The organism is Streptococcus nasisuis, assembly GCF_040836615.1.
GTDB lineage: Bacteria > Bacillota > Bacilli > Lactobacillales > Streptococcaceae > Streptococcus > Streptococcus suis_V.
On sequence record NZ_CP162268.1, the window covers coordinates 728933 to 741863 of the forward strand.

10 protein-coding genes and 3 pseudogenes are annotated in these 12931 nt (G+C 44.5%); 10 read left to right on the forward strand and 3 right to left on the reverse strand.

What is annotated here, in order from left to right; translation table 11 throughout:
* Position 1: 1 nt before the first annotated feature.
* Positions 2 to 793 carry a pyrroline-5-carboxylate reductase gene (gene proC / locus AB1F57_RS03720; protein WP_167786348.1) on the forward strand — a complete coding sequence of 264 codons (792 nt, stop codon included), beginning with the start codon at positions 2 to 4 and terminating at the stop codon, positions 791 to 793.
* A gap of 297 nt (positions 794 to 1090) precedes the next feature.
* Here proC and AB1F57_RS03725 read toward each other — a convergent pair.
* A pseudogene (locus AB1F57_RS03725) lies at positions 1091 to 1339 on the reverse strand (TetR/AcrR family transcriptional regulator); the annotation flags it as partial.
* Between the two features lie 129 nt (positions 1340 to 1468).
* Here AB1F57_RS03725 and AB1F57_RS03730 point away from each other — a divergent pair.
* Entirely contained in the window at positions 1469 to 2314 is an 846-nt protein-coding gene (locus AB1F57_RS03730; protein WP_174853136.1) for a DegV family protein, read from the forward strand.
* Between the two features lie 126 nt (positions 2315 to 2440).
* Here AB1F57_RS03730 and AB1F57_RS03735 read toward each other — a convergent pair whose 3' ends face one another.
* Positions 2441 to 3691 (reverse strand): PLP-dependent aminotransferase family protein, encoded by a 1251-nt coding sequence (locus AB1F57_RS03735; protein WP_367986095.1) that lies wholly within the window; start codon positions 3689 to 3691, stop codon positions 2441 to 2443.
* A 110-nt stretch (positions 3692 to 3801) separates the two neighbouring features.
* On the opposite strand from AB1F57_RS03735, the gene yaaA reads away from it, so the two are divergent.
* The 8 genes and pseudogenes from yaaA to AB1F57_RS03775 all read left to right on the forward strand — a co-directional run bounded on the left by yaaA (position 3802) and on the right by AB1F57_RS03775 (position 12506).
* Positions 3802 to 4533 (forward strand): peroxide stress protein YaaA, encoded by a 732-nt coding sequence (gene yaaA / locus AB1F57_RS03740; protein ID WP_174853138.1) that lies wholly within the window; start codon positions 3802 to 3804, stop codon positions 4531 to 4533.
* A gap of 122 nt (positions 4534 to 4655) precedes the next feature.
* Positions 4656 to 6096: pseudogene (locus tag AB1F57_RS03745) on the forward strand (LCP family protein).
* A 1-nt stretch (position 6097) separates the two neighbouring features.
* Complete coding sequence (locus AB1F57_RS03750) at positions 6098 to 6826, forward strand: CpsB/CapC family capsule biosynthesis tyrosine phosphatase (RefSeq protein WP_167786343.1); 729 nt, start codon at positions 6098 to 6100, stop codon at positions 6824 to 6826.
* A gap of 47 nt (positions 6827 to 6873) precedes the next feature.
* A pseudogene (locus tag AB1F57_RS03755) lies at positions 6874 to 7050 on the forward strand (UDP-glucose 6-dehydrogenase); the annotation flags it as partial.
* Positions 7051 to 7276: 226 nt separating this feature from the next.
* Entirely contained in the window at positions 7277 to 9097 is a 1821-nt protein-coding gene (gene mltG / locus AB1F57_RS03760; protein WP_170239519.1) for an endolytic transglycosylase MltG, read from the forward strand.
* Between the two features lie 74 nt (positions 9098 to 9171).
* Positions 9172 to 9654 carry a transcription elongation factor GreA gene (greA, locus tag AB1F57_RS03765; protein ID WP_105123129.1) on the forward strand — a complete coding sequence of 161 codons (483 nt, stop codon included), beginning with the start codon at positions 9172 to 9174 and terminating at the stop codon, positions 9652 to 9654.
* Between the two features lie 117 nt (positions 9655 to 9771).
* On the forward strand, positions 9772 to 12120 hold the full coding sequence (locus AB1F57_RS03770; protein ID WP_174853139.1) for a DNA translocase FtsK: 2349 nt from the start codon (positions 9772 to 9774) through the stop codon (positions 12118 to 12120).
* Positions 12120 to 12506, forward strand: coding sequence for a VOC family protein (locus tag AB1F57_RS03775; RefSeq protein WP_167786340.1), 387 nt, complete (start codon positions 12120 to 12122; stop codon positions 12504 to 12506). Before AB1F57_RS03770 ends, AB1F57_RS03775 begins: the two co-directional genes overlap by 1 nt.
* Positions 12507 to 12543: 37 nt before the next feature.
* Here the strand turns inward: AB1F57_RS03775 and AB1F57_RS03780 are convergent, their stop codons facing one another.
* Positions 12544 to 12897, reverse strand: a complete 354-nt coding sequence (locus AB1F57_RS03780) for a DUF3397 family protein (protein WP_105161054.1) — start codon at positions 12895 to 12897, stop codon at positions 12544 to 12546.
* Positions 12898 to 12931 lie beyond the last annotated feature (34 nt).

Sequence of the window (12931 nt, forward strand, 5' to 3'; positions counted from 1 at the left end):
GATGAAGATTGGATTTATCGGACTGGGCAACATGGGAGCGGCTCTGGCCCAAGCGGTCAGCCAACAAGCGGACACCCAACTCCTCCTCAGCAACCACAACCCAGAAAAAGCCCAGGCTCTTCAAGCTCAGCTGGGCGGTCAGCTCTTGTCTAATGGAGAAATAGCAGAGCAGGCCGAGGTGATTTTCCTTGGGGTCAAGCCTCACCTGATTCAGTCAGTCTTGTCAGGCTTAGAGGACCAGATTAGCCAAAATCCGTCTGCCATTTGGATTTCCATGGCAGCAGGAGTGACCCTTGACAGCCTGGCAGCATTTGTGTCGGCAGACAACCTCATCCGCATCATGCCCAATACACCTGTTGCTATTGGACAAGGTATGACAACCTACAGCTTGGTCAATCAAGAGCTCGCTCCGCTATTGGAAAAAATCCTAGAAAAATCTGGCAAGATCCAACAGGTACCAGAGAGTTTGATTGACGCAGCGACGGCTATTGCAGGTTGTGGCCCAGCCTTTGTCTATCAGATGATTGAGGCCCTGACCGATGCTGGTGTGCAAAACGGACTCACGGCTCAGGATGCCAAGGTTTTGGCAGCTCAAACTCTTGCAGGAACAGCTCAAATGGTCTTGAACAGTGACAAGCATCCAGCTCAGCTCCGACAGGAAGTAACCTCGCCAGGCGGCTCGACTATTGCTGGTGTTGTAGCCCTTGAAAAAGAAGGTTTCCGCTACGCCATTATTAAGGCCGTTGCCGCTGCCCTCAAAAAGACCAAGAAATTGGGGGAGAAAAAATCTTAATGACGGTAGATTTTCAGTCTTAAGGCTGATGTAAGGGACTAGAGAATTAGATATACTATAGTCAATCCTAAATATTTTTCATAATCTCCTTAAAAACTTGGCTACTTTAGTCAAGTTTTTTGGCATACAAAAACGGGACCCTTAATCCCGTTTTGTTTTTTCCTTGATCCACTGGCTGACGTTGGACAGGGTTTTGTTTGGTTCAGATTTGTTTTTGCTCTGCTGGACAAATTCGACAAAGCTCTGTTTGACGCCGTCCTTGTGGACTTTTTCTTGCAGGCTCTGCCATTTTTTCTTGAGATTGCTGGAAGTCCGTTCGTAGTAGATTTCCAAAATTTCTTCCTTGGATTTATAGTTGCGGTAGAAGGCGTTGCGCGAAACACCGGCCTTGCGCACTAATTCAGAGACGGAAATGTTCTTGAGTTCCTTTTTTTCAAGGAGAAATAGCAGAGCGGTCTCGAGAGATTCCTTGGTCAGCTGATTGGCCTCCTTGTTGGATTGATAGAGATTTTTCAAGGATTTTGGTGAAATTTTACGCTCAGTCATACTCTTCCTTTCTACTGTGACATCCGATTGGAAATGCTTTCATAACTAATAATTTAATGATACAATTGTAGAGTAAGATAGAGCACCTTGTCAACTAATTAAATCATTCAAAAGAAAAGAGATAAGAAAATGTCAAAATGGAAAATTGTTGCTGATTCTGGCTGTGATTACCATCAACTAGCTCAGCTTGCGCCGGATACGGAGTTTGTCAGTGTTCCCCTGAGTATACAGATAGGGGACCAGACCTTTGTTGATGATGCAAGTCTGGATATTGATCAGATGGTCTCTGTCATGCAGTCAACTTCTGAGGCAGCGACATCTGCCTGTCCTAGCACTCAGGCCTATGAGGAGGCTTTTGCAGGTGCAGAAAATGTTATCGTTGTGACGATTACCGGTGGTTTGTCTGGCTCCTTTAATGCGGCTCGTGTTGCCCGTGACATGTACCTGGAAGAGCATCCTCATGTCAATATTCACCTGATTGATAGTTTATCAGCTGGAGGCGAGATGGACTTACTGGTTACGGAAATCAATCGTTTGATTGCTTCAGGATTGGAGTTTGAAGAAGTCGTATCTGCAATTACCACCTATCAAGAAAATAGCAAATTATTGTTTGTCCTTGCTAAGGTCGACAATCTGGTGAAAAATGGCCGACTCAGCAAGCTAGTCGGAGCAGTCGTTGGTCTCCTCAATATCCGTATGGTGGGAGAAGCTAGTAGCGAGGGCAAATTGGAATTGCTACAAAAGGCTCGTGGTCACAAAAAATCGGTCACCGCAGCTTGGGACGAAATGAAAAAGGCTGGCTATAAGGGCGGACGCATCATTATGGCTCATCGTAATAACGAGAAGTTCTTCCAACAATTTTCGGATTTGGTTAAGGAAACCTATCCAGAAGCTAGTATCGAAGAAGTTGCGACTTCCGGCCTTTGCTCTTTCTATGCAGAAGAGGGTGGCCTCTTGATGGGGTATGAGAAATAGACGCACTGGACAATATGTGTTGGTGGTTAAGCAAGAGGGAGTGCATCCTACTTGCCAGCTCATTACTAACTGGTTTTTTTTTGATGGAAAGGCTGGAAGCTATCCTTTAAAATAAGAATAAAGAGCTTAGTCCTTGTAGAAGGTGCTAAGCTCTTTTAATGTGTCTTCAAGATGTGGATGGAGACGGAGGAGAAGATAGGCAAAGGTACCGTTACTGATAAGCTGGTATCGTCCTTCAAGTCTTGCAGTTTTTGGATTATCTGGAAATTGAATGATTAACTGGTCACGCACCACCTGATAGGGATAAGCAAGAGGATATTTTTTGATCAAATCGTGTATTTGAACTTCTTCATTTAAGGATTGCTCCCGCAGCTGCTGCGTATTACGGGCGAACATCCCATTATCGATATACAAAGAAAGTGCCTTTTGCATGATCAGGTTGGTATCGTAGTCAATCAATCCTTTATAGGTTAAAAAAGCATTGAGAAGAAGGGGAGGCAGGCTAACGGCACCTATCCGTAGAGCTGGAAATAAGGTTGGTGAGAAAGACTTGATATAGACGACAAAGTCGTTCTTGTCAAGGTAATGTAAGGGTAGTTGACGGTTTCCATCAAAATCAGCCAGGTAGTCATCTTCGATGAGATAGACCTGATAGCGCTTGGCAAGTTCAACGATCCTCTCCATGGTTTTTCTATCGTAGCTTGTCCCCAGTGGGTTATGCAAACGTGGAATGGTATAGAAAAATTTAATCGTTCCAGTCTTAAAAAGACATTCCAATCGGTCCAAGTCAATCCCTTCCATACTGCGTTGAATGGTCAGGTAAGGCAGGCCTTGTTGGCGAATCAATTCCTCCATACGAGTATAAGTAGGAGACTCAATGAGGATATGGGTTCGATCGGGACCAAAATCCAATTGGCTCAGGATATAGAGTGCTTGTTGACTTCCAGCAGTGATGACCAATTGGTCTTTTCGGCTATAGACATGGTAGTCCATTAGGAGCAGTTGAACAGATGTGATTAATTCTGTCAAACCGGCCTGCTGATGGTAATAATTGAAGAGGTAATTTTCACGGCCAATCAAACTTTGGTGTAAACAAATACGGAAGTCCTCATAAGGAAGTTCTTCAAAATCAGTCAGATCCAGATCAATGGGCTCTTCTAGAATGTCGCGGTCATCCAAAACATAGTAGCCACTTTTTTCGACCGCATAAATCTTGTTTTGATACTTAAGTTCCTGCATAGCCTTTTGAACAGTATCCTTGCTGCACTCGTACTGCAGACTTAATTGGCGAATGGAAGGTAGTTTTTCTCCCCGCTTATAGTCTTGTCGTTCGATTCCGTCTAGAATGTCTTGAACGATTTGCTTATATTTCTCCATAAACTGTCCCCCTACAGATCTATGGTCCTAGTATAGTATAAAACTGTTCTGAGAACAAGTGGCGCGTGTTTTCAAGTGTCTGCCCCTAGCATTCGTGGTATACTAGAAATATGAAAATCATACTTCCAAATGCAAAAGAACTCAATACCACAATTGATAACCATCCCTTTCACCCCTTGGACCCAACCAGTTTAGCGGTCGCTCAAACCTGTAGCCAATTCCAGCAGGAAGAATTAGCTTCATTTTATAAAATCTCTCATGACCGTGCTGGATTGGAGTTGGATCGCTGGAAGCGGATTGAAGCCAAGCAAGCTAAAACCTATCCAGCCTGGTTGCTGTACGACGGTTTGATGTACCGGTATATGGACCGAAGAGACCTGACAATAGATGAGGAGGTCTATCTAAAAAAACATGTCCTCCTAGCTACAGCCTTGTATGGGCTCATCAGCCCAGACCACCTTATTTCTCCCCATCGGCTTGATTTTCAAGCAGGGATCAAAGTGGAAGGGAAATCCCTCAAGCAATACTGGCGACCGGCCTATGACAAAGTCGTTGAAGAAGAAGACTGGATCCTATCCCTCGCTTCTTCTGAATTTGAACAGGTATTTTCTCCCCAGATTCAGAAAAAACTAGTCCGGGTGACCTTTATGGAGGAAAAGGATGGCAAACGAAGGATACACTCAACCATTTCAAAAAAGGGCAGAGGACGCCTTGTTTCTGTGATGGCCAAGGAAGGGATTACTGAATTGGCAGCTCTTCAACAAGTTTCCTTTGATGGATTTTCTTATCAATCAGAACTTTCTGATCAGATGAATCTTGTTTTTGTCAAAAAGACCATTTGAAAACCATTACATGTGTGTTTTGTAACAAAATCGTAATCTTAGGGCAGTAATTTGTTAGAAGAGGTACAGAACTTGTGATATAATAGTAATGTTACAGTTTTGAATGAAAGGGTTAAAACACCATGAGTCGAACAAAAAAATCATCCCGAAGAAACCAGCTGCATTGGGCAAACCTAGTCTTGCTCCCTCTACACAGGAGCAGTTGGTATCTTACTGTATCAAGTGTTTCGGTATGACATTCTTGCCTTTCGCAATCTCAACCTGGTCCTGGCTGGGTTGGCCATTTTCTTGGGACTTGTTTGTTTGTTCCTTATTTTAGGGAAAAGGGCAAAAGTAGTGACCACATTCCTGCTTATTCTAGGCCTTGTCGTTAGTTCTGTCGGTCTCTATGGAGTCCAGAGTATCGTCAACCTTTCGAACAAGTTGAATTCAAACGCTACCTATTCTGAATATGAGATGAGTGTTCTGGTTCCTGCAGATAGCCAGGTCTCGGATATCAGTCAAGTGACCGAATTGTTGGCGCCTACCGGAAATGACGGCGACAATATCCAAGCCTTGTTGGACAACCTGTCTCAGACAAAAAACCTATCTCTGACACCAACTAAAACGGATTCCTATCTGGATGCTTATCAGAAGATGCTTGCTGGTGAGAGTCAGGCTATGGTCTTGAACGGAGTATTTGCAGATATCCTGTCTGCGGAAGACCCAGACTTTGATACCAAGGTCAAAAAGATCTATAGTTTCACCTTGACAAAAAAGGTTGAAACAGCAGTCAACCAACCGACTGGCGATGTCTTGAACATCTATATCAGTGGGATTGACACCTATGGACCAATATCGACCGTCTCCCGTTCGGACGTCAATATCATCATGACCATCAATCAGGCGACCAAACAGGTACTCTTAACCACCACCCCTCGTGATAGCTATGTTGCGATCGCAGATGGTGGGCAAAATCAAAAAGACAAATTGACCCACGCAGGGATTTACGGTGTTGAAGCCTCCATGCATACCTTGGAAAATCTCTATGACATCGATATCCATTACTATGCGCGTGTGAACTTTACTTCCTTCCTAAAATTAATTGACCTCGTAGGAGGGGTGGATGTTGTCAACGACCAGGCCTTTACAAAAGGAAGTCATGATTTCCCTGTTGGAACCATCCATTTGGATTCTGAAAAAGCTTTAATGTTTGTACGCGAACGCTATTCGCTACAGGGCGGCGACAATGACCGTGGAAAAAACCAGGAGAAAGTCATTGCGGCTCTCATTCAAAAGTTAAGCAGACCTGAAAATTTAACCAATTACCAATCCATCATCAACAACCTACAAGATTCTATCCAGACCAATATGAGTTTGGAAACCATGATGAAATTGGTCAATACCCAGATGGAAAGCAGTGGCAGTTACACAGTTCAATCCCAAGCCTTGCAGGGTACTGGAAGTACAGGTCTCTTGCCTTCTTATGCAATGCCAGGTTATCAATTGTATATGATGGAGGTCAATCCAGATAGCCTCAACCAAATGAAAGCAGCTATGCAGGCAGTCATGTCAGGAGAATAGGATGTTAGATATTCATTCACATATTATATTTGGTGTGGACGATGGTCCAAAAACTGCAGAAGAGAGTTTGGAGCTTTTAAAGCTCAGCTATCAACAAGGGGTGCGCGGTATTGTAGCCACCTCTCATCGCCGCAAGGGCATGTTTGAGACCCCGGAGGCGGTCATTAGAGAGAACTTCAAGCAGGTCCAGGCCCTGGCCAAAACCATATCAGAAGATCTCTTTATCTTCTACGGGGCGGAGATTTACTTTACCGATGATGTCATTGGTAAGTTAGAACGAAAAGAACTGCCAACCTATGGAAATTCTAGCAGTGTCTTGATTGAATTTAGCGGGTCAACTAGCTACAAAAAAATTCAGGAAGCTGTGCGTGACATCTTGCGGTTGGGCTTGACTCCCATTCTCGCTCATATCGAACGTTACGATGCTTTGGCGGGTGAAGGTGGAAAAGTTGCAGATCTCATCGCCATGGGTGCCTATATGCAGATCAATAGTTCTAGTGTCTTGAAACCCAAACTATTTGGAGATCGGCACAAAACCTATAAACAACGGGCCCAATACTTCTTAGACAACGAACTGGTGCACTTTGTGGCAAGTGACATGCACAATACAAGCAGTCGGCCACCCTATATGGACCAGGCCTTCCAACTCATTGAGAAAGAATACGGACACGACCGTGCCAAGGCCTTGCTTATAGAAAACCCAATTGCCCTTATGCAAAATAAACTTTAAACTTTAGGAGACAGTATGAACAACCAAGAATCGAATGTTATGGAAATGTTATTATATTTGAACCCACCTTGGAAAATGGTTCGACCTTCTTTGGCTCCAAAGTTGTCAACAACTTAAAGAAATTTAAGGAAATGAGCCAGGCAATTGTGGCCAACTGCTATGATGTTAATTTGGATGATGTGGCAGACAAAGTCTATACACGGGATATTTTTAGACGGGATTAAGGGAATTCCTGTCTCCTCAACGTGTGCTATGGGAATCCCGCAAAACGTTCAGTTGTCGCTAATAACTTGGAGAATTGAATGAAATAATGATAAAAAACGTTGCATGTTATCAGAAAATGGTTGCATGCATTTTTTTATACAATGTCGTGTTAATGGCTTTAAATCCCTTGATTTTGTAATTTTTTTAAGATATAATAAAGGGTAATTGTGTGAAAGGAGTAGTATTGTGCCAAAGGATTTTGAAGATAAAGACACACAATCTGCTAGTTTTCGTGATCAGATATTAAGAGAACTAGAGGAATTGAAATCAAAACGCCAAAACACAGATTCGGACCTTCCGACTAGACAGGATACTGTTGAATCCTTACAAGAATCTACAGAGAAGAAGCAAGCCACTCCAACGCATCTGCCTTTGACAGAAGCCTTGGAACAAACAAAAGAAACAGCGCCACAAACCATTCGGATTAACAAGATTGCTTTTGAGGATGAGGCTGGCCTTGAAGAAACAAAGGTTATGCCAAAGATTGCAGAAGATTTGCCTCCGAAAGCGGTTGAAGTGGATTTGTCGGTCAAGGAAGAGGAAGTTGAACTGCCTCCAATCGCGCCAGAATTTTCTCAAGAAGAGGGGAACGAGACAGTAGAACCTCCATTGGAAGATACGGTTGAGCGCAGTCTGCAACAGTTGCGGACCATTGCGGCTGGAATGGATTATCCGGAAATAGCCAAAGAAGAGCCACTTCCTCAACCTGAACCGGTAGTTTTACCACCATTGGAAGATGAGCCGGTATTTACAAGAGATGAGGTAGAGGTTGCTCCTGCAGTAATTCCTCAACCTGAACCAGTGACTCCTGTTGTTGAAAAGGAAGAACCCTTGGCAAGAAGACGCGGTGCGACCAAGCAAGTTAAGAAGAAACAAGATAAAACAGTTAAGAAAATTGTCGGGACCATAGTTTCCTTGGTTGCCTTGGCCCTGGTGGCTACCTTGGTTGCTGGTTTCTTCTATGTCAAGTCAAGCTTAGAACCAGTCAATGTGGAAGCTTCAGAGACTATTCAAGTGGAAATTCCAGAAGGTTCTTCTACTAGTCAAATCGGTCAAATTCTTTTAGAAAATAAGCTGATTAAGAACGCGACAGTCTTTAACTACTTCTCTAAATTAAAGAGCTATAATAGCTTCCAGAGTGGTTTCTATAATTTGAACCAGGCCATGTCTGTAGAAGATCTGGCTAAGAAGTTGCAAGAGGGTGGAACTCCAGTCGCTGAAAAACCTGCATCAGGTAAAATCCTGGTTATTGAGGGGTACACCATTGAGCAGATTGCCCAAGCGATTACCCAAAATAGTGCTTCAGAGGATGAAAAAACGGAATCTCCATTTAGCTCGGATGCCTTTATGGCAACGGTTCAGGACCCAGCTTTCATCACGCGAATGACAGAGACTTATCCAGACCTCTTTGCAAGCCTGCCTGCAGCGGATAGTGGTGTCAAGTATCAGTTGGAAGGGTATCTCTTTCCAGCTACTTATGAGTATTACGAAGACACGACTGTTGAGCAATTGGTAGAAGATATGATTGCGGCGACCAATACTGCCTTGCAACCATACTATGCAGAGCTTCCAAACAAGGGCTTGGATGTGAATTCAGTATTGACCATGGCTTCACTGGTTGAAAAGGAAGGTTCTACAGACGAGGACCGTCGGAATATCGCAAGCACTTTCTACAATCGTATGAACATCGGCATGCCTTTGCAGTCTAACATCGCTGTTTTGTATGCAATGGGCAAACTGGGTGAGAAGACAACCTTGGCTGAGGATGCAGGAATCGACACTGCGATTGATTCACCTTATAACAACTACGTACACCTGGGTCTAATGCCTGGTCCTGTAGGAAGTCCAAGTTTGGCAGCTATTCAGGCGACCATCAATCCAAACCAGACAGACTATCTCTACTTTGTAGCAGATGTGACGACTGGAGAAGTGTATTTTACCGCTTCATTTGACGAGCACAATCAAAACGTTGAAACACACGTAAATAGCAAATTAAATAATCAGTAAGGTTGAGGCAAAATTATGTGGATTTTCCGCATAATTTTGTTTTCATCCCTGACAAACAGGAAAAGGAAGTAAAAATGGCAGAAAAAACCTATCCAATGACCTTGGAAGAAAAGGAATTGTTGGAAAAAGAATTAGAAGAACTGAAGTTGGTCCGTCGTCCGGAGATTGTGGAGCGTATTAAAATCGCCCGTTCTTACGGAGACCTTTCGGAAAACTCTGAATACGAAGCAGCTAAAGATGAGCAGGCTTTTGTAGAAGGTCAAATTTCAACTATCGAGAACAAGATTCGTTATGCGGAAATTGTCAATAGCGATGCTGTTGCAGCAGACGAAGTGGCTATCGGCAAGACCGTTACAGTTCAAGAAATCGGCGAGACAGACGAAGAAGTGTATCACATCGTTGGTGCTGCGGGCGCGGATGCCTTTGCCAATAAAATTTCAAATGAAAGTCCAATCGGTCATGCCTTGATTGGTAAGAAGACTGGAGATGTTGCTCTGATTGAGACACCAGCTGGAAGCTACCAGGTGAAAATCTTGAATGTTGAAAAGACAAAATAAAAGTGTGGGGAGAGTCGAAAGATTCTCTCTTTCTCGTCTCGTCAGCACCTGCATTTCTAGCCTGAATTCGGACTAAAAATATGGTAGAATAAAGAGATTGAGAAAGTTGAGGTTGAGATGAAGCAAGCAAATAAAAAAGGAAAGAAAACAAGGCGGCCGACCAAGGCTGAACTAGCCCAACAAGACAGGGTCAAAAAAATCTTGATTCGGATTTTCGGCGTCCTATTCATTATTTTGACAGCTAGTCGGCTGGGTGCCTTTGGTGTGACAGCCTACAATGTCTTCCGCCTGCTATTTGGTAGTCTATCTTATCTAGTCCTGGCAGGACTTCTAGTCTACTTTGTCTTCCCCCAATTTTGGCAGCGCAGAGAAGGGATGATTTCGGGCTTTTACCTGATTGTGGCCGGTCTCCTGATAGGCTTTCAGGCCTATTTGGATGTTTCCTACAGTGGGGCGGACCTCTTTACCTATAGTTTGCGGCTGAGTTTAAATGAGCTGTCGCGTTTTCAGGTCAAGGAGTTTCTGGGTGGAGGTCTGCTGGGTAGCGCCTTCTATATGCCCATTGCCTTCCTATTTTCTAATATAGGCTCCTTTTTCATCGGTTTTCTCTTGATTGCCTTTGGTATTTTCTTTATGAGTCCATGGTCTGTCTACGATGTGGCCGATGGCCTGGCAGTTCTCAAGGATAAGATGACGGAGGGCCAGTTAAAAAGGGCAGAGCTTCGGGAGTTGAAGCGGGCCGAGCGAGAAGAAAAACGCCAGCTAGAATTGGCTCGCTTGGAGGAAGAGCGCCTGCGTTTGGAGGAAGAAGAATCATTAGCCTTGGATAGGCCAGTCGATTTGGAAACGGGTGAAATTCTAGACGCAGAACCAGTTCAAGTGCCCATTATTTCAGAATACGATCATTTAGAAGAGGTAGAAGATGAATTTCCAGTTATGCTGGTTGAGGATGAGGAACCACAGCTAAGTGCCGACCTTCCAGAAGAAGTGGAGGATGTCGAAGTTCAAATCGACTTCAAACCCAAGCTCAAGCAACGCTTGGCCTACAAATTGCCGTCCATTGACCTCTTTGCACCAATCAAGGCCAAAAGCCAGTCCAATGAAAAACGTCTGGTCCGACAGAACATTAAGATTTTGGAAGACACCTTTGCTAGCTTTGGTATCAAGGTAGTTGTAGAGCGGGCAGAAATCGGACCGTCGGTCACCCGTTATGAATTAAAGCCCGCTGTCGGTGTCCGTGTCAATCGGATTTCCAATTTGGCGGATGATTTGGCTCTGGCTCTAGCTGCCAAAGATGTCCGTATCGAAGCGCCGATTCCGGGCAAATCCTTGGTCGGTATCGAGGTGCCCAATTCCGAAGTGGCTACGGTGCCCTTCCGTGAACTTTGGGAACAATCTAAGACGGATGCTAACAAACTCTTGGAAATTCCGCTTGGAAAGGCAGTCAACGGCTCTGTCAAATCCTTTGACCTTGCCAAAATGCCTCACTTGCTGGTGGCAGGATCGACCGGTTCTGGTAAATCTGTCGCGGTCAACGGTATTATTTCTTCTATTTTGATGAAGGCCAGTCCTGACCAAGTCAAGTTTATGATGATTGATCCCAAAATGGTTGAATTGTCGGTCTATAATGATATTCCCCACCTGCTCATCCCTGTTGTGACCAATCCTCGTAAGGCAGCGCGCGCCCTGCAAAAGGTGGTAGACGAGATGGAGAAACGCTACGAACTCTTCAGTCATATCGGCGTCCGTAACCTTGAAGGCTACAATGCCAAGGTTGAGGAATTTAACAGCCGTTCCGAGGAAAAACAAATTCCCCTACCTTTGATTGTCGTCATCGTGGACGAGTTGGCTGACCTGATGATGGTCGCCAGCAAGGAAGTGGAGGATGCCATTATCCGTCTGGGGCAAAAAGCTCGTGCGGCGGGCATTCACATGATTTTAGCGACCCAGCGTCCGTCCGTTGATGTTATTTCAGGTCTGATCAAGGCCAATGTGCCGTCTCGTGTGGCTTTTGCGGTCGCATCGGGCACGGATTCGCGGACCATTTTGGGAGAAAATGGCGCCGAAAAACTCCTCGGTCGCGGGGACATGCTCTTCCATCCTATTGGCGAGTCGGCTCCAATTCGCTTACAAGGCTCCTTTATCTCGGACGATGATGTCGAGCGGATTGTCAGCTTTGTCAAAGACCAGGCCGATGCCGAATACGACGAGTCCTTTGATCCGGGCGAAGTGGCAGAAGGTGATGGTGGTTTTGATGACAATGGCGGAGCTTCTGAGGGTGACCCTCTCTTCAATGAGGCTCGTGCCCTCGTCATCGAAACGCAAAAGGCTTCCGCATCTATGATCCAGCGCCGCCTATCGGTCGGTTTTAACCGTGCAACCCGTTTGATGGAAGAATTAGAGGCAGCTGGCGTCATCGGGCCAGCCGAAGGGACTAAACCTAGAAAAGTATTGGAGACACAGTAATGACTTTTGAAACGGTGCACCACATTGCCATTATCGGTAGTAGTTATGACAAAACCAGAGAATTTTATGTGGATAAATTGGGCTTTGAACAGCTGGATGAGCACATTCGCCCAGAAAAAAATGACATTCTTTTCAATGTCAGAAAGGGCAATCTGGTCTTGGAAATCTTTATCAAGCCAGACGCCCCCTTGCGCCCCAAAATGCCTCAACCAGAACACACTGGCCTGCGGCATTTAGCTTTTAAGGTCGCAGATGTCGAGGCCTGTCTGGCGGAGTTTGACCGCTTGGACATTCCCCACGAAGCCCTGCGATATGACGATTTTGATGGCAAGAAGATGGCCTTCTTCTTTGACCCAGATGGTCTACCATTAGAAATTCATGAATAGAAAAAATCCCTTCTGACAATTTCTCAGGAGGGATTGCTTATTTTTGGGTAAAGATGGCGACGAGAAGACCTATGTACATGAGAAAGGTCAGGAGAAAACCAGCTCTCCAGTAAACCTTGAAAAAACGCTTGTAGTCTAATTCTCTTTTTTTATAGAGAGTGCCAGTTAGCAGAATCAGCAAGAGCAGAGAAAGAGCTAGCAGTAGGTGGGGTAGTAGGCTGCTGTAGTAGAGCTTATCTGTTAGGATGATAAATTCAAAAGCGAACATAGGAAAAGCCAGGTCAGCAAAGTTCCAACCCCTCTTATTTAACTTTAATAATTTGACAAATAGAATTGAAATAATCAGCGTAACAATTGGATAAACAACCGCTGCAATTTTCAGTAATAACATACTTATATTCTATTAAAAAAATAAAAAAAAGTAA

Excerpts from the sequence above, each read along its gene's own strand:
- AB1F57_RS03775 (WP_167786340.1), top strand. The coding sequence starts at position 12,120 with ATGACTTTTGAAACGGTGCACCACATTGCCATTATCGGTAGTAGTTAT.
- AB1F57_RS03750 (WP_167786343.1), top strand. The coding sequence starts at position 6,098 with ATGTTAGATATTCATTCACATATTATATTTGGTGTGGACGATGGTCCA.
- AB1F57_RS03730 (WP_174853136.1), top strand. The coding sequence starts at position 1,469 with ATGTCAAAATGGAAAATTGTTGCTGATTCTGGCTGTGATTACCATCAA.
- AB1F57_RS03780 (WP_105161054.1), bottom strand. The coding sequence starts at position 12,897 with ATGTTATTACTGAAAATTGCAGCGGTTGTTTATCCAATTGTTACGCTG.
- yaaA (WP_174853138.1), top strand. The coding sequence starts at position 3,802 with ATGAAAATCATACTTCCAAATGCAAAAGAACTCAATACCACAATTGAT.
- greA (WP_105123129.1), top strand. The coding sequence starts at position 9,172 with ATGGCAGAAAAAACCTATCCAATGACCTTGGAAGAAAAGGAATTGTTG.
- AB1F57_RS03735 (WP_367986095.1), bottom strand. The coding sequence starts at position 3,691 with ATGGAGAAATATAAGCAAATCGTTCAAGACATTCTAGACGGAATCGAA.
- proC (WP_167786348.1), top strand. The coding sequence starts at position 2 with ATGAAGATTGGATTTATCGGACTGGGCAACATGGGAGCGGCTCTGGCC.
- AB1F57_RS03770 (WP_174853139.1), top strand. The coding sequence starts at position 9,772 with ATGAAGCAAGCAAATAAAAAAGGAAAGAAAACAAGGCGGCCGACCAAG.